Source organism: Achromobacter deleyi, assembly GCF_013116765.2.
Lineage (GTDB): Bacteria > Pseudomonadota > Gammaproteobacteria > Burkholderiales > Burkholderiaceae_B > Achromobacter > Achromobacter deleyi_A.
This window is the reverse complement of sequence record NZ_CP074375.1, coordinates 5,895,241-5,920,330: the sequence shown is the minus strand read 5'-3', so window position 1 is coordinate 5,920,330 and position 25,090 is coordinate 5,895,241. Positions and strand designations below refer to the sequence as shown.

Annotated in this window: 21 protein-coding genes; 19 read left to right on the top strand and 2 right to left on the bottom strand. The window is 70.4% G+C overall.

Translation table 11 applies throughout. The features are described 5' to 3' along the window. The first annotated feature begins 11 nt into the window (after positions 1-11). On the top strand, positions 12-983 hold the full coding sequence (locus tag HLG70_RS26800) for a tripartite tricarboxylate transporter substrate binding protein (protein WP_171664994.1): 972 nt from the start codon (positions 12-14) through the stop codon (positions 981-983). 15 nt (positions 984-998) lie between these two features. Here HLG70_RS26800 and HLG70_RS26795 read toward each other — a convergent pair whose 3' ends face one another. Together HLG70_RS26795 and HLG70_RS26790 are read right to left on the bottom strand one after the other, a co-directional pair. Next, a complete protein-coding gene (locus HLG70_RS26795; RefSeq protein ID WP_171664993.1) occupies positions 999-1,748 on the bottom strand; it encodes a GntR family transcriptional regulator in 750 nt (249 codons plus the stop codon). Positions 1,749-1,824: 76 nt separating this feature from the next. Next, complete coding sequence (locus tag HLG70_RS26790) at positions 1,825-4,344, bottom strand: carbohydrate-binding family V/XII (protein WP_234103247.1); 2,520 nt, start codon at positions 4,342-4,344, stop codon at positions 1,825-1,827. Between the two features lie 413 nt (positions 4,345-4,757). On the opposite strand from HLG70_RS26790, the gene HLG70_RS26785 reads away from it, so the two are divergent. The 18 genes from HLG70_RS26785 to HLG70_RS26700 all read left to right on the top strand — a co-directional run bounded on the left by HLG70_RS26785 (position 4,758) and on the right by HLG70_RS26700 (position 25,072). Next, positions 4,758-7,040, top strand: coding sequence for a phage tail sheath subtilisin-like domain-containing protein (locus HLG70_RS26785; RefSeq protein ID WP_171664992.1), 2,283 nt, complete (start codon positions 4,758-4,760; stop codon positions 7,038-7,040). A gap of 64 nt (positions 7,041-7,104) precedes the next feature. Continuing rightward, a complete protein-coding gene (locus tag HLG70_RS26780) occupies positions 7,105-7,629 on the top strand; it encodes a phage tail protein (protein ID WP_171664991.1) in 525 nt (174 codons plus the stop codon). 12 nt (positions 7,630-7,641) lie between these two features. After that, positions 7,642-8,376: a hypothetical protein gene (locus HLG70_RS26775; protein WP_171664990.1), complete on the top strand. Its 735-nt coding sequence runs from the start codon at positions 7,642-7,644 to the stop codon at positions 8,374-8,376. Further along, the gene (locus tag HLG70_RS26770) at positions 8,373-9,128 is read left to right on the top strand and encodes a hypothetical protein (RefSeq protein WP_171664989.1); all 756 of its coding nucleotides are present in this window, start codon (positions 8,373-8,375) and stop codon (positions 9,126-9,128) included. Before HLG70_RS26775 ends, HLG70_RS26770 begins: the two co-directional genes overlap by 4 nt. After that, the gene (locus HLG70_RS26765) at positions 9,125-10,417 is read left to right on the top strand and encodes a DUF4255 domain-containing protein (RefSeq protein WP_171664988.1); all 1,293 of its coding nucleotides are present in this window, start codon (positions 9,125-9,127) and stop codon (positions 10,415-10,417) included. Before HLG70_RS26770 ends, HLG70_RS26765 begins: the two co-directional genes overlap by 4 nt. Beyond that, positions 10,414-12,357, top strand: coding sequence for an AAA family ATPase (locus tag HLG70_RS26760; protein WP_171664987.1), 1,944 nt, complete (start codon positions 10,414-10,416; stop codon positions 12,355-12,357). Before HLG70_RS26765 ends, HLG70_RS26760 begins: the two co-directional genes overlap by 4 nt. Beyond that, entirely contained in the window at positions 12,354-12,596 is a 243-nt protein-coding gene (locus HLG70_RS26755) for a hypothetical protein (protein WP_171664986.1), read from the top strand. Before HLG70_RS26760 ends, HLG70_RS26755 begins: the two co-directional genes overlap by 4 nt. A 24-nt stretch (positions 12,597-12,620) precedes the next feature. After that, positions 12,621-13,790, top strand: coding sequence for an eCIS core domain-containing protein (locus tag HLG70_RS26750; RefSeq protein ID WP_213697143.1), 1,170 nt, complete (start codon positions 12,621-12,623; stop codon positions 13,788-13,790). 8 nt (positions 13,791-13,798) lie between these two features. Beyond that, positions 13,799-14,068 (top strand): hypothetical protein, encoded by a 270-nt coding sequence (locus HLG70_RS26745; RefSeq protein WP_171664985.1) that lies wholly within the window; start codon positions 13,799-13,801, stop codon positions 14,066-14,068. Next, a complete protein-coding gene (locus HLG70_RS26740) occupies positions 14,065-14,721 on the top strand; it encodes a hypothetical protein (protein ID WP_171664984.1) in 657 nt (218 codons plus the stop codon). Before HLG70_RS26745 ends, HLG70_RS26740 begins: the two co-directional genes overlap by 4 nt. Further along, positions 14,718-15,050 carry a LysM domain-containing protein gene (locus tag HLG70_RS26735; protein WP_171664983.1) on the top strand — a complete coding sequence of 111 codons (333 nt, stop codon included), beginning with the start codon at positions 14,718-14,720 and terminating at the stop codon, positions 15,048-15,050. The genes HLG70_RS26740 and HLG70_RS26735 overlap by 4 nt, the downstream gene beginning before the upstream one ends. Positions 15,051-15,054: 4 nt before the next feature. Further along, positions 15,055-16,170, top strand: coding sequence for a hypothetical protein (locus HLG70_RS26730; RefSeq protein ID WP_234103245.1), 1,116 nt, complete (start codon positions 15,055-15,057; stop codon positions 16,168-16,170). Then, entirely contained in the window at positions 16,167-16,682 is a 516-nt protein-coding gene (locus HLG70_RS26725) for a phage baseplate assembly protein V (protein ID WP_171664981.1), read from the top strand. The genes HLG70_RS26730 and HLG70_RS26725 overlap by 4 nt, the downstream gene beginning before the upstream one ends. A gap of 12 nt (positions 16,683-16,694) precedes the next feature. Further along, positions 16,695-17,018 carry a hypothetical protein gene (locus HLG70_RS26720; RefSeq protein WP_171664980.1) on the top strand — a complete coding sequence of 108 codons (324 nt, stop codon included), beginning with the start codon at positions 16,695-16,697 and terminating at the stop codon, positions 17,016-17,018. An 11-nt stretch (positions 17,019-17,029) separates the two neighbouring features. Then, on the top strand, positions 17,030-17,392 hold the full coding sequence (locus HLG70_RS26715) for a GPW/gp25 family protein (RefSeq protein ID WP_171664979.1): 363 nt from the start codon (positions 17,030-17,032) through the stop codon (positions 17,390-17,392). Further along, positions 17,389-19,845 (top strand): putative baseplate assembly protein, encoded by a 2,457-nt coding sequence (locus HLG70_RS26710; protein WP_171664978.1) that lies wholly within the window; start codon positions 17,389-17,391, stop codon positions 19,843-19,845. Before HLG70_RS26715 ends, HLG70_RS26710 begins: the two co-directional genes overlap by 4 nt. After that, entirely contained in the window at positions 19,842-22,967 is a 3,126-nt protein-coding gene (locus HLG70_RS26705) for a putative baseplate assembly protein (protein WP_171664977.1), read from the top strand. Before HLG70_RS26710 ends, HLG70_RS26705 begins: the two co-directional genes overlap by 4 nt. After that, entirely contained in the window at positions 22,964-25,072 is a 2,109-nt protein-coding gene (locus HLG70_RS26700; protein WP_171664976.1) for a hypothetical protein, read from the top strand. Before HLG70_RS26705 ends, HLG70_RS26700 begins: the two co-directional genes overlap by 4 nt. Positions 25,073-25,090: the final 18 nt, after the last annotated feature.

The following is a 25,090-nucleotide window of genomic DNA, read 5'->3' as shown; positions in this document are numbered from 1 at the left end:
GGAGAACAACCATGACTACGAGACGAGTCCTTTTTGCGCTGGCCGCCATGGCGGCCGCCGGCTTGATGCCTTTAGCCGCGGGTGCGCAGCAATCGGTGAACTACCCCGAACGCGAGTTGAACATGTACGTGAACTACGGCGCGGGCGGCAACACCGATGTGGCTGCCCGCGGCCTGGCCCGGGGCATGGAGAACATTCTGAAGAAGCCCGTGGTCGTACAGAACCGTGCCGGCGCGCAAGGCACGCTGGGCGTGTCGCAGCTGGCCAAGCAAAAAGCCGACGGCTACACCTTTGGCATCGTGACCTACTCCACCATCTCCATCACGCCTCACTTGATGAAGGTGGACTACACGGCCGACAGCTTCGACTTCGTCGCGGGCGTGGGCCGCTTCAAGTACGGCGTGGCCGTGCGCGCCGATTCGCCGTACAAGACGCTGGACGATCTGGTGAAGGCCAGCAAGGAAGGCAAGGGAGTTTTCTTTGGCGCGCCCTCGGCCCCCAACAATATCGCCATGTATGAACTGGGGCGCAAGACCGGTGGCAAGTTTGAGCAGGTCAGCTACAAGTCCGGCGCCGAAACCGTGTCGGCGTTGCTCGGCGGCCAGGTCGATGTCATTGTGCAGAATCCTTCGGACATCATCCCTCACGTGAATTCCGGAAAGATGCGCATGCTTGCCAGCGCCAGCCCCATGCGCTGGACCGAAATGCCCGACATCCCCACGATGAAGGAGCTGGGCTATGACGTGGAAGTGGACTCGTGGCTGGGGCTGGCCTTTCCCAAGGGCGTGGACAAGGACGTGCGCGACAAGCTGGAGCGCGTGGCCATGAGCGCCTTGAAATCGCCCGAGACGTCCCAGGTTTTCATCCTGGGCGGCATGGAACCCGTGGCGGTGGACGGCGCAGCCTATCGCAAGATGTTGATCGAGGGCCGCGAGTTCATGGGCCAGGCCATCAAGGCGGCCAACATTCCCACCAACCAGTGAATCGCTGCAACCGCGCTATTCGACCTGCTGCAATTGCCGGCCCACGCGCTGGCGATCGCGCACCAGTTCCATTTTCTTGAAGGGCTGCACGGTCAGCGCTTCCGGACTGAGCTTCTGGTGCAGCACTTCCATGATCTTGGTGCCGGAGCTGGAAAGATCACGGATCAGTGCGCTTTCCAGCAGCAGGGCATTTCCGGTCTTGAGCGCCACGAGTATGTCCTCATGCGGATGAGTGCCGCTGAAGATGGAGGGTGAACCCTTTTCGTACAGGAAGCCCACGCTGGGGCCGGTGATGGCCCACAGCGTCTGGATCATGGTCTTGAGGTAGGACTTCTCTTCCATGCGGCACAAGGCCATGTGGAAAAGCGCGTTTTGCTTGAGCTGGCCGCGCGCATCGCCGCGGGCCTTGGCCTTCACCAGGCCCTGGTGGAACTTTTCCAGCTGGGCAATCTGCTTCGGCGTCCAGTCGTCCAGGGTTTGCAGGGCGGCCATGACTTCGAGCTTGGTGCGGATGGCGCGTACTTCCGTGAGGTGCTCGACGGAAGGAATGGGCACCCGCACGCTGAAACCCCGCTGACCGATCAGGATGTCCTTGGCCACCAGCTGCAGCAGCGCCTCACGGATCGGGGTCTGGCTCATGCCCTGAAACGCTTCGTCTTCCATCAGCTCGCGCAGCTTGAAGGTATGGCCGGGCATGTATTCGCCATAGGTGAGCTTGGCGATCAGCGCTTCCCGAACGGTATCCGTGTGATTGACTTTGGACATGGCGATCCCAGATTTAAGCCTTGATGCAGGTCTTTGCATTATTTTATAACAAGGCAAAAACGCAAAGACCTGCGCGTCAGCGGCGGAACCCGCCGCCGCCCCGGAATCCACCGAAGCCGCCGCCGCCGAAACTGCGACCCCCCATGCCGTGGCCTTGCCAGCCGCCCCCCTCCATTGCACCCGTGCGCTGGTCGGAAAAATCGCGCGCCTGGCGCTGGGAGTTCAGGTAGCTTGAGCCCGACTGCGCGCCGGGCTGAACCGATTGCCAGCCCGAGGACGTGTGCTGCTGCCAACCGTTATCGGTGTGCTCGTAGACATTGCCGTTGTGGTCGGCATACACATTGCCGTTGTTCCAGGCCATGCCGCTGTCCGTGTTGCGGTTGTAGGTGGCGCCGCGCCGGTCCACGCTGTCCGGCCCCTGCCCCGCCGTGCCGGTCGCCGTGGCGGAAGAGGCGGTGGTGCGGCCCGTGTTCGGATTCGTGCGCACGTCCTGGCGGCCCGCCGCCCATTGGCCATCGTCATTGGAGACGACGCCCGCCCTGCCTGCGCCCGACGCGCCCGTGACCGGATCGGTGTAGGCGCCCCGCCGCCCCGCGGCGGCGTTGCCCGTGTACTCGTTGTAGGCCGCGCCGCGCGTGCCTTCAAACGCCGCGCCGGTCTGGGGGTTGTAGCCCTCGGCATGGGTGCCCTGCCACTCGGTGCCCGTCCAGCCGTTCCAGCCGGCCGCGTGCGTGACCACGCCGGACCCGCCCCAGGCGCCATACACATCCACCTGGTTCACATTGACGCCGCCCCAGTAAGGCGCGCCCCAATAGGGTCCCCAGTAAGGGGCCGCGCCGCCCCAGGTTTCCGCCGCGACGAACCCGAAGGCGAAGCCGGCCGCGGAGTCGAAGGCCGCGTCGTAGCCATAGCTGGGGGGATAGCCTACCCAGGAATTTTGCACAATCACCGGCGGATACGCATAACCCGTGCCGTAGACCACCGTGCCGTCCGGCGCGACCACCACGCCCATGTATCCGGGGGAATAGCCGAACACCACGCTTTGCGGAGTCGAGCCGTAGATCTGCACGTAGGTCACGTAATGCAATGGCGAATTCGCTGGAATGGCGTAGATGGCGGCCGGCACGTGGTCGGCCACGCGCCAGGGGCCGGTGGGCGAGTCCGACACGAACCACACGGCGCGCGACAAGGCGTAGTAGCGGCCATCCGCCAGGATCACGGGCACCTGCGAGTTGGCCGCGTAGTGCAGCGACGTGCCTTCGATCGGCCGCATCATCGGCGAGCCCCCGGCATAGTCGACCTGCAGCGCCGTCCCCTTGCGCGATACCGTCGCGGTCTGGGGAATCGTCGAGGCGATGAGCGCCTCCTTGGCTTGAGGCGTACCCGGCACCGACACCAACACCCCCGCCTGGGGATCGCGCGGCGGAATCCGCGAGAAGTCGCGCGGCAGGTCCTTGCCCGGCACATACGACCAGGGACCCTCGAGCTTGGCGCTGCGGAACCAGCGACCCGACACCAGCAGGTAGTAGCGGTTGTCGCCCGGGTTCATGAACAAGGCATGATCGGCGTTGGCCACCGACAGCAGCGAGGTTTCCGGCACCGGCCGCAATTCGGCCTGCCCGACGGTCACCAGCAGTTCGGCCGGGACCGTGGAAACCTCGATGGCCGGCGCGCGCTGCGGCGGCTTGCCGCCATGCGGCATCAAGGGATCCGGCGCGGCCTTGCGGCGCGCCGCGTCGGCGGCGGCAAGCAGCGCGGAGGAAGGCTGCGCAAGGGCCTTCCAGGGCCCCTCGACGCTGGCCGCCTCATACCAATGCCCCGCCGCCTGCAGGTAGTGGCGGCCGGCGCTGTCGCCCAGTATCAGGGCGCGCGTGTTGATCACCCGGCGCCAGCCCTGCGCTTCGGGCAGCTCGGCCCACGCGGGCGGTCCGTCCACCAGCACCAGAACGGTAGGCACGGTCCGGTAGACGATGCGCGGCGGCGCATTATTCACCGCCACGGTCTTGGTGGCGGGATTGTCCTGGGACAGTGTGTAGCTCAATTGCAGCGCATCAAGCCGCGTGACCACGCCCTTGGCGGGCAGGCGGCCTTCGAGCAGAGCGCGCAACTTGTCGGCCTCTTGCGGGGCCGTCGGCACCTGCACTCGCTCGACCCGGATGTCCGACAGATGCACCAGCCCGGCCGGCTTGTTGACGTCGGCCCGAGCGGAAAAATCCGCCACGCCGTAGGTGGGGCTGCCCTTGGCAGTGCCGACCGCCACCGCCATGCGGCCGGTGATGCGGTCCGCGGTCCAGGTATCGATCTGCGGCTGATACAGTTCCACCCGCGTCCCGTCCGGCGCGTTGAAGCTGCGGGGCCATTGCAGCGAGCGCGCGGCATCGGCCTGGGAATCAGCGGGTTGCGATTGCGATGGCGTCGCGGCCTGCGGCGGGGTCTGAGTCTGGGCCTGCGCAACGCCCGCAAGCGCCAGGCTGGTCCCGGCCGCCAGGCTGGCCACGGCGCGAGCCAGGCGCGTGCGGCGCGCGGAGATGCGCGCGGGGGCATGAAAGCTTGAAGACCAGGAATGCAAACGCCGCAATCGGGACAGGCAAACCATCTCACGCTCCTCTGGGGGCTGCGGCCGCTTGCAAGGCAGTCGCGACGGTCCGCCGTCCGAACTATTCCGGGGCGCCGCCGCTACGGGTTATACGCTAGCCGGCCCGACTCTTCAATTGCCGCGCCCTTCCCAACTGAACACCCCCTGAATAAGAAACAGAACGTTAACGCCGCCGAAAAGCTATTGCCCGGCCGTTGCAGAACTTCTATAACAGCATCTCACCAGGGCTGCTGCTTTTGCCCGATTGCCTTCTCGCTGCAATCCAACTAGAAGCGGCGCAACGCCCGCCACCCAACGCGCAGCCTCGCGCGATTCGCCAGAGCCCCGGCCTGCATCCGCGGCGCACTGACGGCTCTCTAAGACTCTCCTACGGCAAGAACACTTCATCAAGAAGTCGTGTAAAGGAGCAGCTCATGGCCCTTACCCTGTCTCATCCCGGGGTGTACATCCAGGAAATTCCCAGCGGCGTTCGCACCATCGCCGGCGTCTCGACCTCGGTCGCGGCATTCCTGGGCGCAGCCCCTCGCGGCCCCGTCAACAAGGCGGTCCGGATCTTCAGCTTCTCCGACTACGAGCGCGCGTTCGGCGGGCTGTCGGACGACTCCGAACTTGGCTATGCGGTGCGCCAGTTCTTCATGAACGGCGGCACCGACGCCTGGGTCGTGCGGGTGGTCAAGGAAGCCTCGCCCGCGCAACGCATATTGCGCAGCGCAACAGCCGTGGACGTCCTGACGGTCACGGCGCTGGACCCGGGCTTGTCCGGCAACACCATCCAGGTCCGCGTCGACTACGCGACCGCCGTACCCTCCAGCACCTTCAACATCCAGTTCATCCGCGGCAGCGATGGCCGCGCGGAAAGCTACACCAACGTGTCGATGAACGCCAAGGACGCGCGCTACCTCCTGGGCCTGACCCAGGGCGTATCGCAACTGGTGAAGCTGGAACGGCCGCTGTCGCAGGGCGCGCTGGACGCGTTGCCCGCCGGCACCAGTGTCAGCGGAACGCTGGGCGATGTGCAGACGTTGCTGGATGCGACCCATACCGACTTTCGCGTGGCCGTGAACGGGCTGGACCCCGTGGGTGTCAGCATCGCGCTGCCCGCCGATATCTCGGGCGGCACCCCGACGCAGCGCCTGACGTCCCTGTGCGCCGCGATCCAGGCCAAAGTGCGGGCGCAGGCGGTGGGCCGCCCCGCGCTGGCCAATTTCACCGCGGCGCGCAGCGGCAGCACCATCGTGCTGACTTCGGGCGCGGGCGGCGAAAGCGCCAGCGTGCGCGTGCTGCCCGGCGCGCGCAACAATGCGGCCGGCGTGCTGCTGCTGGGATCGCTGGCGGGCGGCATCGAGACGGACGGCGCGGCCATCATCCGTCCCGCACCCACGCCCGAGCCCGCCATGCTGACCAGCGACGCCTTCGGCGCGACGGATCTGGACGCGCTGCCGGACGCGACCCACACCAGCCTGCGGATCACGCTGGACGGCTTGGGTCCGGACCTGGTCAGCGTGGGCGATGCGGCGGCCGCGGGCGGTACGCCTGCCGCCAAGCTGGAAGATGTGGCGGCGCGCCTGCAGGCGGCCGTGCGCGCGCTGCGGCCCGGCACGCCGGCCTATCGCGACTTCACCGCCCGCGCGCAAGGCAGCACGCTGGTGCTGGCCAGCGGCTCGCGCGGCCTGGGCTCCACCATCGCGGTGGCGGCGGCGCCGGCCAACGACCTGGCCGGTTCACTGCATCTACTTGCCGGCGCCGTGGCATCACCGCCCCCGGTCGATGCCCTGCTCGAGGGCGGAACGGAAACGGCCTACGGGCCGGACGACGTCTACGCCGCATTCATCGGCAACCGCGCGCAGCGCCAGGGCCTGTACGCGCTGGAAGACGCGGACCTCTTCAATCTGCTGTGCCTGCCGGCCATCACGCACAGCGGCGTCCTGGCCGACGCCGTGTCCTACTGCGAAGAACGGCGCGCCTTCATGATCGTCGACGCGCCACCCACGGCCGTCGATCCGGCGTCCATGGTGGCGGTGGCCACGGGCACGGCGCTGCCCAAGTCCGACCACGCCGCGGTGTACTACCCGTGGACGCATGTGTCCGATCCGCTCAAGAACGGCAAGCCTCGCCTGGCGCCGCCCTGCGGAACGGTCGCCGGCCTGTATGCCCGCACCGATGGCAACCGCGGCGTCTGGAAGGCGCCGGCGGGCACCGATGCCAACCTGACGGGTGTCGTATCGCTGGCCGCCATCCTCACCGATGGCGAGAACGGCAGCCTGAACCCGCTGGGCGTCAATTGCCTGCGCACGTTCCCGGTCTACGGAGCGGTCAGCTGGGGCGCCAGAACGCTGCGGGGAGCGGATCAGCTTACGTCGGAATACAAGTATGTGCCGGTGCGCCGGCTGGCCCTCTACCTGGAAGAATCGCTCTACCGCGGCACGCAGTGGGTGGTGTTCGAACCCAACGACGAACCGCTCTGGGCGCAGATACGGCTGAATATCGGCGCGTTCATGAACACCTTGTTCCGCCAGGGCGCGTTCCAGGGCAGTTCGCCACGCGAGGCCTACCTGGTCAAGTGCGACCGGGAAACCACCACGCAGGACGATATCAACCGGGGCGTGGTCAACATCCTGGTGGGATTCGCCCCGCTCAAACCCGCAGAGTTCGTCGTCATCAGCATCCAGCAACTGGCCGGCCAGATACAGGCTTGAGCCCGGCGCGGCGCGGACCGAACGCGGTCCGCGCCGCGCCGACCACGGTTACCAGGAGATCGCCATGGCGCAGTTCACCGTCAACCCGCAGCGCTTCGACCCGTACAAGAATTTCAAATTCCGCGTGAAATGGGATGGCCGCTATGTGGCCGGCGTCAGCAAGGTGTCCGCACTCAAGCGCAGCACCGAAGTGGTCGAGCATCGCGAAGGCGGCGACCCGTCCAGCGGACGCAAATCTCCCGGCCGCAACAAGTACGAGGCGGTCACGCTCGAGCGCGGGGTCACGCATGACCGCGAGTTCGAGCAATGGGCCAACAAGGTCTGGAACTTCGGCTCGGGGCTGGGCAGCGAGGTTTCGCTGAAGGATTTCCGCAAGGACATCATCATCGAGGTCTACAACGAAGCCGGGCAGCTGGTGCTGGCCTACAAGGTGTTCCGCTGCTGGGTTTCGGAGTACCAGGCCGTGCCGGACCTGGACGCCAATGCCAACGCGGTCGCCATCCAGAACATCAAGCTCGAGAACGAAGGGTGGGAGCGCGACTACGAGGTCGCCGAACCTTCCGAGCCGAGTTTCGTCGAGCCGGGCTGATGGAGCGCCGCCATGGACGCCCTGATCGAATCGCAGATTCTTGCTCTGTGGGAAGCTGGCCGTGACTGCCACCCGATAGACCGTGGCCTGCGCGCGCTGGCCATGGCGATGCCCGACGCGACGCCGCAGGAAATCGCATCGCGGCCGGTGGGATGGCGCACGCTGGCGCTGCTGCGCCTGCGCCGCGCCACGTTCGGCCAGCGCTTGCCGGCATGCGCCGACTGCCCCGCCTGCGGATCGGCGATGGCGTTCGAGATCGACATCGCGGCGCTGCTGGACACCTTGCCCGCCCCGCCCGAGCAGGCGTCCGCCGGACCGGTATTCGAGGCGCATGGCGCGGCCTGGCGGCTTCCCAGCAGCCATGACCAGGCGCGCGCCGCCCACGCCACCGACAGCGGCGAGGCGCTGGCCATGCTGCTGCACGCGTGCCGTCAGGGGGTTCCGGACGACGCGCTCCTGCCGCAAGACGCGGCCCTGGACGAGATCGAAGCCCGCATGGAAGCGCTGGACCCGGCGGCCAACATCGAGCTGTCGCTGCGCTGCGTCGACTGCGCGCACGAATGGATGGTCGCGCTGGATGCCGACGCCTGCTTGTGGGATGACATCAGCGCTCGCGCTCGCGGCCTGCTGCTGGATGTGCACCGCCTGGCGCGTGCCTACGGCTGGACCGAAGCGCAGGTGCTGGCGCTGGGGTCGGGCCGGCGCGCCGCCTACCTGGACCTGACGGACAGGGAGGCCATCGCATGAGCGGATTCCTGCACCAGCTTGCGCTTCGCAGCCTGGGCCTGGCGCCGCGCATGCGCAGCGCCGCGCCGTCGCCGCAGCCGCCCCCGCAGAACCTGGCCGCAAGCGAGGACGCGTGGCCGGTTGCGACGCCCGCCGACGCGGCGGAACAAGCTGCCAGCATGGATGCGCCGGCACCGGCGGCCGGTCTGGCGGCGTTGGATCAATGGGCCCGCACGCAACCGCGCCTGGCGCCGCGACGGGGATACTCACCAGAGCCTGTGCAAGCTGGCGCCCACGGCCCCGGCGCCCCCGCAACGACGGCCGGCGCCCGGGCGAGCGCTCCGACGGCGTCCCCTCCGGCGCCCGCGCACGCTGCGCTCGCGGCATCCCCGCCCCGGGCCGCGCTGCTGCGCCATGATGCGCGGTGGGCGGCCATGCAGCAGGCCGACACACCAGCTTTTGAAGCGCGGCCCGGAGCCCAGCCCTCTTGGGCAAGCCCGGACACCGCACCCGCCGACGGCCCTCGCGGCAGGCGCGCCGCAAACGACGTGCACGCCGACTCGCGCCCGGCATCCGCGCGCGACGCGCAGGCATGGGAACCGCCGGTGGCGCGCGCCATGCCGGACCGCCGGCCCATCCCCGACGTGCACATCACCATCGACCGCCTCGAAGTGGCGCCGCCCGCACCGGCTCCCCGCGCGGCGCCGCCCGCCAGATCGGCCGCGCTGTCCCTGCGCGCCTACCTCGCCACCCGGCGACCGGGGCAGCCATGAGCAACGCCCTGGCCATCGCGGCGGTCACGGCCGTCCTCAAGGACCTGCTCGATTCGGGCCTGATCGACCACGCCGTGACGGATGCGCTGGGCGCCGGGGTCAAGGTATCGGCGCTCGCGCCGGATGCCGTGTCGCTGGACAACCAGGAAGACCCGCAGTTGAACCTCTTTCTGCACCAGGTCACGCCCAACGCCGCCTGGCGCAATGCCGCGCTGCCGTCGCGCGATCCGGCGGGCGAGCGCATTGCCAATCCGCCGCTGGCGCTGGACCTGCACTACCTGCTGACCGCCTATGGACGCGCCGAACTGCAGGCCGAGGTCCTGCTGGGCTATGCGCTGCAACTGCTGCATGAATCGCCCGTGCTGCCGCGCGAGGCCGTGCGCCGCGCGCTGGATCCGGACGTGGTCGACGGCGCCATCCTGCCCACGGTCTACCAGAGCCTGCGCAGCGCGGACCTGGCCAGCCAGGTCGAGCTGCTGAAGATCACGCCCGCGGCGCTCGGCGCCGAGGAAATGTCGCGCCTGTGGTCCGCGTTGCACGCCCACTATCGCCCGACCGCGGCGTTCCAGGTGTCGGTCGTGCTGATCGAATCGCGCCGGCCGGCGCGCGGCGCGCTGCCCGTGCTCACGCGTGGCGAACGCCTGCCCGGCAGCCCGCGTGATCGCGGGGTGCTGGTGTTCCCCGGCCTGAAGCCGCCCCTGCCCACGCTGCTGTCGGTGCAGCCGGCGGGCAAGCAGCCGGTGGCGGTGGCGGGCGGAACCGTCACTTTGCTTGGCCACCACCTGGACGGCCTGGCGCGGCAGGTGCTGCTGCGTCACTCCGCCTTACAGGCCGAACGCAGCGTGTCCGTGGACGCGGGCACGGATACATGGCTGCGCCTGACCATGCCTGCGGACCTGCCCGTGGGGGTGTACCGCATCCATGCCGCGCTGCAAACGTCCGATACCGGCTTGCGGCGCGACAGCAATCAGCTGGCCCTGGTGCTGGCGCCCGAACCCGTGCTGCCGCCCGTTTCCGCCACGCGCAACGCCGGCACGGTGCGCCTGGCTCTGGCCGTGACGCCGCCGCTGCTGGCGGGGCAATCCGCCAGCCTGCTGCTGGGCGACCGCGAACTGCCGGCCGAACCCCACACCGCGCCGGCCAGCCAGCTGGTCTTCGAGTGGCGCGATGCGCCGCCCGCCGGCACGCCGTTCCTCGCGCGCCTGCGCGTGGACGGAATCGAAAGCCCGCTGGTCGACCGCGAGGCCGTCCCGGTCCGTTACCTGAATCGCCAGATCGAGCTGCCATGAACGCGCGTGCGCCCCTGGGCTGGACCGAAGCCAACCAGCAATTGCTGGCCGCGGAGTTCGCGCGGCTGCGCGCGCGCCTCGACAAGCCGGGCAGCCGCTCGCCGCGCCAGGATTCGCAACGGCTGGCGCAGGCCCGTGCCGAGCTGGACGGCGAAGGGGCCATCGATCAACTGAGCGCGGCGTTTGGCTTGTCGGCGTTCGAGCGCGACCTGCTGCTGCTGTGCGCGGGCGCCGAAATGGACTCCGGTCTGGCTGAACTGTGCGCCGCCGCTCAAGGCCGAGGTGGCAATTTGCGGCACGCCAGCTTCTCGCTGGCGCTGGGCGCGCTGGAGGACGCGCATTGGAGCGCGCTGTCGCCGCAGCGTCCGCTGCGCCGCTGGCGGCTGCTGGACGTGGACGACACGGCCGACCTGAGCACCGCGCGCCTGCGCATCGACGAGCGCGTGCTGCACTTCCTGGCCGGCCTGAACGAGCTGGACGCGCGCCTGCGTCCGCTATTGCGGCCGGCTGTCACGCTGCCCCTCGCCGCGCCCGCCCACGACGCCGCGGCGCATTGCATCGCGGAGTGGATCGCCGGCGAGAACGGCGCGCCGCTGCCCGTGTTCGTGCTGGAAGGAGACGACCCTGGCGCACAGGAAGACGTGGCCGCGCGTGCGGCCCGCGCGGCCGGACTGGCTTGCCTGGTGCTGCAGGCCGAGGACATCCCGGCCGCGGCGTCCGAGCGCGAAATGCTGCTTACCTTGTGGCAGCGCGAAGCCGTCCTGCTCGGCGCGGCCCTGTATATCGACGCCTCGGACGCCTTGCCGCCCGCGGCGCGCCATCTGGCCGAGCAGGCGGGCGCGCTGTGCTTCCTGGCCGTGCGCGAACCGGTATCGCTGCGCGCGGCGTCGCGCCATTGCGCGGTCTCGCGGCCGCAGGAGGCCGATCGCCGGACCCTGTGGCGCGATGCCCTGGGACCGCAAGCCGCCGCGCGCGCCGGCGCGGGCCTGGAGCAGGCCGCCAGCCAGTTCGGACTGGACTCGCGCACCTTGCAGCTCACCGCGGCTGCGCTCAAGCCCACGCTGCAGGACGGCGCGGCCGATCCCGCGGCCGTGCTCTGGCAGGCTTGCGCCCAGGCCAGCCGCCGCCGGCTGGAAGGCCTGGCCCAGCGCCTGGCGCCCGCCGCAAGCTGGGGCGACCTGGTGCTGCCCGAGCCCCAGTTCGCGGTGCTGCGCCAGATCGCCGCGCACCTGCGCCAGCGCTATCGGGTGCATCAGGATTGGGGATTCGCCGCGGCGCAGTCCCGCGGCCTGGGTCTGGCCACGCTGTTCACCGGCGAGAGCGGCACCGGCAAGACCATGGCGGCAGAGGTGCTGGCGCGCGAAACGGGGCTGGACCTGTATCGCATCGACCTGTCGGCGGTCGTCAGCAAATACATCGGCGAAACCGAGAAGAACCTGCGCCGCCTGTTCGAGGCTGCCGAGGACGGCGGCGCCATCCTGCTGTTCGACGAAGCGGACGCGCTGTTCGGCAAGCGCTCGGAAGTCAAGGACAGCCATGACCGTTACGCGAACATAGAGATCAGCTACCTGCTGCAGCGGATGGAGTCCTACCGCGGCCTGGCGGTCCTGACCACCAATCTGAAGTCCAACCTGGACAGCGCATTCCTGCGGCGGCTGCGCTTTGTGGTCCAGTTTCCGTTTCCCGACCTGGAGCAGCGCGCGCGCATCTGGCGCGGCGTCTTCCCGGCCGCCACGCCGACCCGCGACCTGGACGCGCGCCAATTGGCGCGCCTGAACCTGACCGGCGGCAGCATACGCAACGTCGCGCTGAACGCGGCCTTCCTGGCCGCCGATGCCGGCACCGAAGTCACCATGGCGCACGTGCTGCAAGCCGCGCACGCCGAAGCCGCCAAACGCGAACGGCCGCTGGCCGACGCCGAAACGAGAGGATGGCCATGAAACCCGCCATACACCTGCATATCCGTGCGCTCAGCCTGCCCAGCTACGACGCCGCCCAACGCAACGCCTTTGTCGCCGCCATGGTGCACGAGCTGATCCGGCGCTCGGCGGCGCAGAACGCCCCCGCCGGCGATGCGAGCGCCGCCCGGGTGCAAGCCGTTGCCGACAGCGCCAGGCCTGCCGATGCCGGTGCGCAGGCGGGCCGCGCCGTGGCCGCCGCCGTCCGCGGCAAGGCTTGACGCCCCACGCCTCGCGGCCCCGCCATGAGAACCTTCACGCCCCTTTTTGCGCCCCGGCCCGACTCCGCGCCGCCGCGCTCGCGCCTGCTGCAACGCCGCTGCGTCTGCGGCTGCGGGGGCAAGACCGCCTGCTCCGCCTCGCCTTTGTCCGGCCGCGCGCGCCGCGGCGCATCGGCGGTTCCGGATCAGGTCGAGGACGTGCTGCGCAGCGCCGGCGAGCCGCTGGCCGCCGCCGACCGCAGCGATTTCGAGCAGCGCTACGGCCACGACTTCAGCCGGGTGCGCATCCATGCGGATGCGCGCGCGGCCGAATCGGCGCGCGCGCTGCATGCGCAGGCCTACACCGTGGGCCCGCACGTGGCGTTCGGCGCGGGCCGCTACGCGCCGGGCACCCGCCAGGGCCGCGCCCTGCTCGCGCACGAACTGGCGCATGTGGTGCAGCAGCAGGCGCGCTACCGTCCGGACCTGCCGCTTGAACTGGGGCCCGCGCACTCGCCGCTGGAGGCCGAGGCCGACCGCGCCGCGGATACCCTGGCCGCGCCCGCGGCCTCGCGCGGCATGGCCGCGCAGCAAACCGTGCAGCGCGCGGGCATGGGCGATCTGCGCGTGGCCGAGGCCGAGGCGCGCAAATGCCCGGGCACGCACACCATGGCGGACGACGTCTACGCCTCGGTGAACGAAGCCTGGTCCAAATCCGGCCATGGCGGCGACACCGTCACCGAACACGGCGGGCGCATCGTGTCCGACAAGGACAGCAAGCGCGCCATCCGCACCGGCTCGGGCGGCGGCGGCAGCATCAGCCTGCCGGCCGAGCAGAAAGGCGACTACACGCTGGGCACGTTCCATACCCACCCCTACAGCAAGTCCGAAAAGTCCAAGCTGGGCGTGAGCTTTTCCGGCGGCGACGTGGCCAACTTCATGGCCGGCAACCAGGGGTGGGTCAAGTACGTCGGCGCCGGCAGCTGCAACTATGCCCTGAGCATCCAGGACTACGAAGCGGTGTATGACTGCCGCAAGCGCAATCTCGACTTCAAGACGCGCTGGAACGATGCGTTCGCCGCCGCGACCGGAACCTTCCAGGCCAAGGTCGAGACCGCCGTGCGGGCCTCCGTCGACGGCTGCGGCATCTGCTACTACCGCGCCTGCCGCCCGGACGATGCCAGCGCCGTCCCCAAGAACATGAGCCTCATCTAGGAACCGCCATGGAAGACTGGGTAGGAAAGACCGTAGGAGAAGTGCTCGCCCTGTGCCAGACCCGCTATGCCGACGTCACCATGGTCGACGAGCCGCCGGGCAAGCTGCGCGCCGTGGAACTGGACTGCGCGGCGCGGATTCCGGTGTCGCGCTATGTCCTGGAATTCGACTACCGCCCCGCGCTGTTCAGCGCCCAGCGCGACTGGCCGGAATCGCTGGTGGGCGCGCAGACGGTGACCGCCGTGCGCAACGCCGCGGAACCGCAGGCCTATCCATGAGCGGCCCGCTTGCGCCCCGCCTGCTGCGCGGCGGCATCATCCTCATCGATCCGGCCAGCGGCGCGGTGCAGCGCGTCATCTCGCTGCAGTACAACCCCGAGACGCTGACCCGCACGCTGCAGCCGCAAGCCGCCGATGGCGGCGGCGGCGCGGCGGCCGAGCCTCTGCGCCTGAAAGGTCCGCCGGCCGAGACGATCAAGCTGGACGCCGAGCTCGACGCCACCGACCAGCTCGAATTCCCCGACGACCATCCCCAGGCGCGCGATACCGGCATCCACGCCCAGCTCGCGGCGCTGGAGACCATCGTCTACCCGGACAGCGCGGCGCTCATCCGCAACAACCAGATGGCCAACCTGGGCACGCTGGAAATCGCGCCCACCGTCGCGCCGCTGAGCCTGTTCGTCTGGAGCCGCGAACGCGTCGTGCCCGTGCGCGTGACCGATTTCTCGATCACCGAGGAGGCCTTCGACGCGCGGCTCAATCCCATCCGCGCCAAGGTCTCGCTCGGCATGCGGGTGCTGCATGTGGGCGACCTGGGCTTCGGCGACAAGGGCGGCCATCTCTATCTTGTCTACCAGCAGCGCAAGGAACGGCTGGCTGCCCTGGCCGGGCTGGGCGACCTGGGCTCGGTCGGACTGGAGTCCCTGCCATGAGCGTTCAGCGTTTTCCCGCCACCAGCCGCTATCACGACGTGCCGACCGCCGAACTGGCCGGCGCCGACGGACGCCCGCTGGTCTATCTGCGCCGCCGCTTTTTGCCGGATCCGGCCGCGTTGACCTCGGTGGGCGAGATAAGCGTGGGGCCCGGCGACCGCCTCGACCGCCTCGCCGCGGCGGCGCTGGGTGACCCGCTGCAGTTCTGGCGCCTGGCCGACGGCAATGAGGCGCCGCGCCCGTCCGCGCTGGAGGAGCCCGGACGCAGTCTGCGCGTGACGCTGCCGGCCGCCCTGGGCGCGCCGCCCGCCGGAGGCCGTGATGCTTAGCGGCGTGCATCTGACTCTGCTGGTCGGGCCGGGCCTGCCCGTGCCCGCGCCGCGGCCGCTGATGGACGGGCTGGAAAGCGCCGAGGTGTCCTCGTCCGCCGACGGCCCCGGAGGTTTTCAACTGACCTTCGCGATCAGCAGCCGCTCGCCGCTGCACACGCTGCTGGTGATTGCGGGCGGTCAGGTGCCCTGGCTGCGGGTCATCCTGGTGGCCACGCTGAACGGGCTGCCCACCGTGCTGATGGACGGCCTGGTTACGCGCCAGGAACTCACCGACGGCAACGAGCCCGGCCAGTCGCGCCTGACCGTCACCGGCGAGGACCTGACGGTCGCGATGGACAAGCAGGACATGAGCGGGCTGCCCTATCCGGCCATGCCGCCGCCGGCCCGCGTCGCCGCCATCATCGGGCGCTATGCGCTGTACGGGATGCTGCCCCTGATCGTGCCGTCGCCCTACACCGACCTGCCCATTCCGGTCGAACGTATCCCCACCCACGAGGGCACCGACCTGGCCTACGTGCGCCAGCTCGCATCGGAGGTCGGCCACGTGTTCTACATCGAACCCGGACCGCTGCCCGGCGCCAACCTGGCCTATTGGGGACCCGAGATCCGCCTGGGCCCGGTGCAGCCCGCGCTGAGCCTGGGCATGGACGTGCACAGCAATGTCGAGTCCCTGTCGTTCGCGGTGAATCAATCGGACGCCACCCTGCCCGTCATCTTCATCCAGAACCCGCTGACCAAGTTTCCGATCCCCCTGCCGGTGCCCGACATCAGCCTGACCAGCCCGCCTCTGGGCCTGCTGCCGCCGATGGCCAAGGGGCTGACCCTGCTGAAGGGCACCGCCAAGCTGTCGCCCGCCGCCGCGCTGGGCCGCGGGCTGTCGATGGCCGCGGGCTCCTCCGCCGACGCGGTCACCGCGGACGGCTCGCTCAATGTGCTGCGCTATGGCCATGTGCTCAAGTCGCGCCAGCTGGTGGGAGTGCGCGGCGCCGGACAGGCCTTCGACGGCCTGTACTACGTCAAGCGCGTGGACAGCACCCTGAAGGCGGGTGAATTCAAGCAGCAGTTCTCGCTGGCCCGCAACGGCCTGATCTCGACCTTGCCCCTGGTGCCCCCATGACCGATTCCCAACGCCACTACGGCAAATTCCGCGGCGTGGTGATCAGCAACATCGATCCCATGCAGATGGGGCGCCTGCAGGTGCAGGTTCCCGACGTGCTCGGCCTGGGCATTTCCAGCTGGGCCCTGCCTTGCGTGCCTTTCGCGGGCCAGCAAAGCGGCGTCTTCGTGCTGCCGCAGATCGGCGCGGGCGTGTGGGTCGAGTTCGAACAGGGCATGCCCGACTACCCCATCTGGGTCGGCGGCTTCTGGGGTTCGGCGGCCGAAGTTCCCGCGCTGGCGCTGGCGGGCCTGCCGGTATCGCCCAGCATCGTGCTGCAGACCGGCGGCCAGAACACGCTGATGATCTCCGACCTGCCCGGCCCCACCGGCGGCATCCTGCTCAAGACCAAGACGGGCGCGATGATCTCGATCAGCGATATAGGCATCACCCTGTCCAACGGACAGGGCGCCACCGTGATGCTCGCCGGCCCGGTCGTCAACATCAACCAGGGCGCCCTGACGGTGACCTGAGGAGGCGCAACCATGCCCGGACCCTTACTGCACGTCGGCGCCACCGTGCTGTGCATGCACGGCGGCCAGGCCATTCCGCTGTCGCCCAACCCGCGCGTGCTGCTGTCGGGCCAGCCCGCGGTGACCATCGTCTCGCCCTATTCGATCGCGGGCTGCGCGTTCCCGCCGCCCCCGTCGGGCAACGGCCCCTGCGTCACCGGCCAATGGCTCAGCGGCGCCACGCGAGTGCTGATCGCCGGGCAGCCGGCCGCGCTGCAGACCGGCGCCTCGATCTGCGCGCCCACGGGCACGCCGATGATGGTCACGCTGGCGCAGGCGCGCGTCCTGGGCATGTAGGGACCCGCGCCATGGCCTACCTGCGCTTTCCCTTCGAACCCGATGCGCGCGGACGCAGCCGCAGCGCCGACGATGCCGCGCATGTGCGCGACATGATCGAACAGGTGTTGTTCACGGTGCCGGGCGAACGCGTCAACCGGCCGGACTTCGGCTGCGGCCTGCTGCAGCTGGTGTTCGCCCCCAACAGCGACACGCTGGCCGCCGCGGTGCAGATGAGCGTGCAGGGCGCGCTGCAACAGTGGCTGGGCGAGCGGATCGCCGTGGAAGCCGTCAACGTGTCGCACCGCGACGCGGCGCTGGAGGTCGAGGTGCAGTACGTAATGCGCCAGGGCCAGCAGCGCCGCCTGGCGCGTTTCACGCGGGAGCTGCCATGAACCGCCAGTTCCGCAGCGCCAACCCGCGCCGCCTGCAATTGCTGCGCGCCCAGCAGCCGCCCGGCGAGAACGGCATCGCCTACGTGGAGATCGACGCGGCCGATCAGCGCACGCTGCGCGTGGTCTGCGCGCATCCGGTGTCGGGCATCGGCCGCGCGCACGTGCGCATCGAAGGCGGCGTGCGGATCCGCGGCATTGCGCTGGCCGCGGACCCGGTGCTCTCCGGCAACGAGATCCGGCTGACCGTGGACCGGGCCGGCGACTTCTCCTGGTACACGCTGGCCCTGGTCAACCCGGCCGAACCGGATGCCCCCGCGCCGGGCTTCGACTTGTGCCTGTCCACCATCGAGATCAACTTCAAAGCCGGCTGCCCGTCGGAATTCGACTGCGCCGACGCTCGCGCCTGCGATCCGCCCGCGCCGCCCGAGCCCCTGCTCGACTACCTGGCCAAGGACTACGAGAGCTTCCGCCGCCTGATGCTGGACCGCCTGTCGCAAAGCATGCCGGATTTCACCGAACGCAATCCCGCGGACTTCACCGTGGCGCTGGTTGAAACGCTGGCCTATGCGGCCGACCATCTCTCCTATGCCCAGGATGCGGTCGCGACCGAGGCCTATCTGGACACCGCGCGCCGCCGCAGTTCGCTGCGCCGCCATGCGCGCCTGCTTGACTACCCGCTGCACGACGGCTGCAACGCGCGCGTCTTCGTCGCCTTCGAGGTGAACCCGCAAGGCGAGGGATGCGTCGTGCCCGCCGGCACCCCCATGCTGACCAGCTCGCCCGAAGCGGCGCTGGCCGCGCCCGTGCGCCGCCGCGAAGCGCTGGACGGGCTGCCGATGCCCGGTGTCGAGGTCTTTGAAACCCTGCACGAGCTGACCCTGCACGCCGCACACAGCCGCATCGCCCTGCACGACTTCGCCGACCCCGCCTACTGCCTGCCTCGCGGCCAGACACAGGCCGCGCTGGTCAACGACCCGCCGCTGGCGCTGGCGAGCGGCGATGTACTGGTGTTCGAGGAAGCCATCGGCCCGCTCACCGGCAGGCAGGCCGACGCCGACCGCGAGCATCGCCATGCGGTGCGCCTGACCGAGACCCGCACCGGCCGCGACGACCTGACCGGCACGGACCTGCTGCTGGTCGCCTGGCATCCCGACGACGCGCTGCCGTTTCCCTTGTGCGTCAGCCGCGAGTTCAACCAGGGCGGCGCGCTGGTCAAGCAGGCGGTGTCCGTCGCCCTGGGCAATGTCGTCCTGGCCGACCACGGCCTGAACCGCAACTGGATCCCCTTGCAGCCGGACACGGCGACCGCGCGAGACGCGCCCGCCGCCCGTCCCTACCGGCCCCGCCTTCCCGACACCGGCCTGGCCTATGCCGAGCCCTACCACCATGACCAGGCCGTGTCCGGTCCGCGGCCGGCGAGCCAGGCGCTGACGCAGGATCCGCGCCGCGCCTTGCCCAGCGGGATGCGTCTGTTGGCCGACGACCCCGACCAGCCCGGCGATGTCCCGCCGCCCGCCGGCGCGCCCTGGTCGCCGCATCGCGGCCTGCTCGCCAGCGCCCGCGATGCGCGCGACTTCGTGGTCGAGACGGAAACCGACGGCAGCGCTTGGCTGCGCTTTGGCGACAACCGCTACGGCGCCGCGCCCGTGCCGGGCGAACGCCTGCTGGCCCGGTACCGGCTGGGCGGTGGCCCCGGCGGCAATGTGGGCGCCAACGCGATCGGCGCGCTGGTCACCGACGACCCGGACCTGATGCTGGGGGTTGCGCGGGTGCGCAACCCGATGCCGGCGCAAGGCGGCGCGGCGCCCGAGCCCGCCGACGCGATCCGCCTGAACGCCCCCGAGGCCTTCCGGGTGCAGGAACGCGCCGTCACTGCCGACGATTACGCGCGTCTGGCCGAGCGCCATCCGCAAGTGCAGCGCGCCGCGGCCCGTCTGCGCTGGACCGGCAGCTGGCATACCGTCTTTCTGACCGTGGACCGGCGCGGCGGCCTGGTGGTGGACGCGCCGTTTCGCGCGACCATGCGTGGCTTCATGGAACGCTTCCGCCTGGCGGGACAGGACATCGAGTTCTCGGAGCCGGTCCACGTGCCGCTGGACATCCTGCTGCGCGTCTGCGCGGCGCCCGGCCACTTCGCCGCCGACGTCAAGGCGGCGCTGCGCGATGCATTCACATCGGGCCTGGACCGCGCGGGCCGTCCCGGCTTCTTTCATCCCGACCGCTACACCTTCGGCACGCCGCTGGCGCTGTCCGCGCTGATGAGCGCAGTCATGGCCGTGCCCGGGGTGGCGTCGGCGCAGGCGGAACGCTTCCAGCGCTGGGGCCGCGATCCGGCGGGCGAGCTGGACTCCGGGCGCATCCTCACCGCGCCGCTGGAAGTGCTGCGCGCCGACGGCGACCCCAACTTTCCCGAGAACGGCCGCATCGACTTCATCGTGGAGGGCGGATCATGAGCTCACCCGCCGACTGCGGTTGCTGCGCGGGCCAGCCCGCCCTCACCCCCTCGGACCTGGCCAATCCGCCGGGCCAGCCCGCGCTGCGCCTGCGCGTGGGCACCCATGGACGCTTCCTGGCCAGCCTGACCGCCGACCTGGCGCGCTCGCCCGAGCTGTCGGCGCTGACCACGCGCGATCGGGACGACCCGGTGCTGGCGCTGTTCGACGCCTGGGCGGCGGTCCTGGACGTGCTGACGTTCTATCAGGAACGCATCGGCAACGAAGGCTATCTGCGCACCGCGACCGAACGCCGCTCCGTGCAGTTGCTGGCGCGGGCCATCGGCTACGAGCTTCGGCCCGGCGTGGCCGCCACGACCTGGCTGGCGTTCTCGCTGGAAACCGCGCCGGGCGCACCGCTGCGCGCGCGCGTCGAACCCTGGACTCGCGCGCAGAGCATTCCCGCCCAGGACGAGCAGGCCCAGACCTTTGAAACACTGGAACCGCTGGAGGCCCGCGCGGCGTGGAACGCGCTGGAGCTGGCCTGGCGCGAGAGCGTGCCGCCCGTCTTCGGCGCGCGCACGCTATGCCTGGCGGGTGTGGCCACCCGCTTGAAACCCGGAGACGCCGTGCTCATCGTGGGCGACGAGCGCGCGCGCGACTCGGGCAACGAGAACTGGGACTTCCGGCGATTGACGCAGGTCCGCGAGATCGTGCCCGGCCCGGGCGAGGAAGGAGCGCCGGCGTACACGCTCATCTCGCTGGACCGGGGCCTGGGCAGCGCGGCGCTGCACGTGCAGCCGTCGCGACGCAACCCGCGCTGCCATGCCCTGCGCGCGCAGGCGCACTTGTTCGGCTACAACGCGCCCGACTGGCGCGCCATGCCCGTCACGCTGCGCGCGGCGTATCTTGGCATGGAAGATGCCGCCAGGCCGCGGATCGTCGAGTTCCCGCAATGGCCGGGCTACACCCTGGCCGAAATCTCCGACCCGCCGGGAACCAGCGCAGCCGGCACCGGCCTCTATGGCGAGTACTACCGCGGCAGGGCCTTCGGCGAGCGCCTGATGGCGCGCACCGACGCGGAGATCAATTTTCAATGGGCCGCGGGCGGGCCGGGCGACGGCGTGCCCGCCGACAACTTCTGCGTGCGCTGGACGGGCTGGGTGCTTGCGCCCGGCAGCGGCAGCCATACCTTCCATGTCACGGCCGACGACGGCGTGCGGCTCTGGGTGGACGGAGCCCTGATCATCGACCAGTGGCAGGAGCAATCACCCACGGAATTCAGCGGCAGCGCGCGCCTGACGGCCGGGCGCAAGCATGACATCCGCATCGAATACTACGAAGCCGGCGGCGGCGCCACGATTGCGCTGGCCTGGTCCGGGCCGGGCCTGCCGCGCCAGGTGATCCCCGCCGCGCGCCTCTATCCCGGCGACGCGCATGGCGTGCACCTGGATGCCAGCTACCCGAAATGGATGCCTGGAGGTTGGGCGGTGCTGTCGATGCCCAGCTACGAGGAGCTCTACCGCATTGCCGACGCCACCCCCGACGCCCGCACCGGCTTTGCGCTGGCGGGTCCGACCACGCGCCTGACGCTGCGCGGAGAACGCGTGCGCGAGCAATTCAACCACGCGCTGCGCGAGACAACGGTCTATGGCGAATCCGAACCGCTGGACTGGGGCACCCGGCCGGCTTCCGGACTGACACAAGGGCATGCGCTCGTGCTGGCCGCGTACGAGCCCGACCTGCCCGAAGGCCGCGTGCTGGCGGTGTCGGGCCTGACCCTGGACGAAGACGACGCCGTCAACGTCACGCCCCGCGCGCGGCTGTTGCGCGGCGATCCGCTGGCAAGCGTGCGCGTGGCGCGCGACCGCGCCAGCGCGGAACTGGAATTCGAGGACACCTGGCGCTGCACGGTGCGCCTGGCCGAAGCCAGCGACGTCGTGCGCATCCAGCGCAATGACAGCGCAGGCGGGCGCACGTCGCTGCTGCTCGATGCGGACCTGGCGCATGCCTACCTGCCCGGCACCGTGCGCATCAACGCCAATGTCGCGCCCGCCAGCCATGGCGACAGCAGGCAGATGCGCATCCAGCCCGAGATGCTGGGAAGCGGGGCTGGCAACCAGGCGTTCCAGCGCTTCACGCTGCAGCAGCGGCCCCTGACCTTCGTGCCTGCCGCCACGGCCAGCGGCGCGGCCAGCAGCCTGGAAGTGCGGGTGGATGGCTTGCTGTGGACCCAGGCGCCACGCATCACCGCGCTGGGCGCCGACGATCGCGCCTACCTGCTGCGCACCGACGACGGCGGCGGCGCCACGGTGCAGTTCGGCGATGGCCTGCATGGCGCGCGCCTTCCATCCGGCGCGGGCAACGTCCAGGCACGCTACCGCGTCGGACTGGGCCGTGGAGGCAACGTTGCAAGCGGCCAGGTCAGCGTGCTGCTCACGCGCGCGCCGGGCGTCAAGGCGGTGGTCAATCCGCTGCCGGCCTCCGGCGGCGCCGACCCGGAAGCAGGCGACGCCGCCCGCCGCAACGCGCCGCTGCGCGTGCGCACGCTGGACCGCATCGTGTCGCTGCGCGACTTCGAAGACTACGCCGCCGCATTCACTGGCATCGGCAAGGCCCAGGCGGTGTGGCTGTGGAACGGGGAACAAAGGCTGGTGCACCTGACCGTGGCCGGCGAAGACGGCGCGGGCCTGGATCCGGCGGGCGCGCTTTACCGCAATCTGCTGGCCGCCATCGACGCGGCCCGGCCGCCCTATCAGCCGCTGCGGGTCGCGCCCTGCCGCTATCTGGATTTCGGCTTGCGGGCCGGGCTGGGCATCGATCCGCGATACGAATCGGCCAAGGTCCTGCAGGCGGCCCGCGCGCGCCTGCTCGAGGCCTTCGGCTTTGCCGCGCGCGCGTTCGGCCAGCCGGTGCACGGGGCCGAAGTGCTTGCGGTGTTGCAGGGCGTCCCCGGCGTACTGTGGGTGGACCTGGACGCGCTTGTCCTCAACGCGGGCCTGGACGGCGTGGCGGCGCGGCGCAGCAGCGGGCCGGACGCCAGCCTGCCCGCCCGAAGCGCCCGCTGGCAGCAGGGCAGCCTGCAGCCGGCCGAACTGCTGCGCCCCGACCCGGCCAGCCTCTTGCTGTCGGAGCGCACATGACGAACCGCCTGAACGCCGACGCGCTGCTGGCCCTGCTGCCGGCCTTCTACCAGGAACGGGACGCCGCCGCCGGCGGCCCGCTGCGCGCCCTGCTCGATGTGCTGGCGCGCCAGGGCGCGCTGGTGGATGCCGACCTGGACCGCCTCTACGACAACTGGTTCATCGAAACCTGCGACGACTGGGTCGTTCCCTATGTGGGCGACCTGCTAGGCGTGCGCGCGCTGTACCCGGTGGGCGCGGCCTTTTCACCGCGCGCGCTGGTGGCCAACACCCTGCGGCTGCGCCGGCGCAAAGGCACGGCGCTGGTGCTGGAGGAACTGGCCGCCGACGCCACCGGCTGGCGCAGCCGCGTCTCGGAGTGTTTCGAGCGGGTCGCCACCACGCAGCATGTGAATCACCCGCGCCCGCACGCGCTGCGCACGCCCGACCTGCGCCACGCGCGCGCCATGGAACGTGTCGACGGTCCGTTTGGCGCCGAGCTGCACACCGCCGACGTGCGCGCGCTGCCCGCCGGACGCTACAACCTTCCCAACGTCGCCCTCTTCCTGTGGCGGCTGCAGTCCTACACCGTCCTGAGCGGCGACGCGGCGCCCGCCACGACGCTTGCCGGCTTCTACACCTTCGACCCGCTGGGCCGGGACCAGCCGCTGTTCAACCGGCCCCACACCGAGACCGACATCGACCACCTTGCCGAACCCATCAATGTGCCCGAGCCCTTGTCGTGGCGCGACCTGCATGAGGAGCTGGAGGCGCGCCGGCAGGCCCTGACCGACGGCGCCACGCCGCCGAAAGGCTGGTTCGCCGACACCGGGCAAGGGCCGGTCCTGCAGGTATGGATCGACGGCCAGCCCGTACCCGCCGAGCATCTGGTGATCTGCGATCTGGCGCCCATCCCGGGCGTGTCGCCCGAAGAATGGCGCCGACCCGACGCGTCGCTGCTGGTCAAGGCCCGCAAGCCTGGCCGGCCGGACCGCGCCTTTCCCGCCGCGGGCGGCGTGCTGGTCGGGCTGGATCCGCGCCGCGGGCGCATCGCGCTGCCGGCGGGTGTCGCGGCGCAACAGGTGCAGGTCCGCTATGCCTATGGTTTTCCCGGCGACATCGGCGCCGGGCCGTACGACCGGAGCGCGGCCCCGGACGCGGAGCCCGGCGCGCCGCCCGCGCCTGTCGACACCTTCGACGTCGAGCTGCGCGTGCCTTCGGCCGCCACGCCGACACTGGCCGCGGCGCTGGCGGCGGTGCAGGCGGGCCAGCGCGTGCGCATCGTGGTCGATCACGACGCCACCGAAGCCGTGACGCCAGACCTCAACCTGCCCGACACGCACCTGGCGATCGAAGCCGGCCCGCTCCGGCGGCCCGTATTCAAGGGCGACTGGCGGCTGCGCGGCAACGCCAGCACCCGCCTGACCCTGGACGGCCTGTTGCTGGACGGTCGCCTGCGGCTGGATGGCGCGCTGCGCGCCGCCACGCTGCGCCACTGCACACTGGTGCCCGGGCGCGGCGGATTGCGGCTTGCGGGCGCCGCGCCCGAACTCGCGCTGACGCTGTACCGCTGCATCAGCGGGCCGGTCCGCAGCGCATCCGCGCTGGCCTCGGTCGATATCGCCGGCTGCCTGATCGACGCGCAAGGCGTGGCCGCGGCCGCGCTGGACCTGGACGACAGCGCGTTGCGCGTCGTGGCCAGCACGCTCTTCGGACGCGTGGCCGCCGGCCGGCTGGACGCATCCAATACCTTGTTCGGCGCGCCTGTCGCCATCAACCGCCGGCAGGAAGGCTGCGTGCGTTACTGCCACGTGCCCGCGCCGTCGGTGACGCCGCGGCGCTACCGCTGCCAGCCGGACCTGGCCGTGCAGGACCTGGGCCCCTCGGCCGCCAAGCGCGCCGCCGCCCGCGTTGCCCCGGCCTTTACGTCGACGGACTTTGCCTCGCCCGCCTATGGCCAATTGGCGCGCGGTTGCGCGCCGGAGATTCGTGAAGGAGCGGACAACGGCGCCGAGATCGGCGCCTGGAATCCCTTGCTGCAAGCCCAGCGCGAAGCCAACCTCAGGCTGGCGCTGGACGAGTATCTGCGCTTCGGCCTCGAAGCGGGATTGATCCCCGTGAACTGAGCCCCCCCTGTCTTCGGG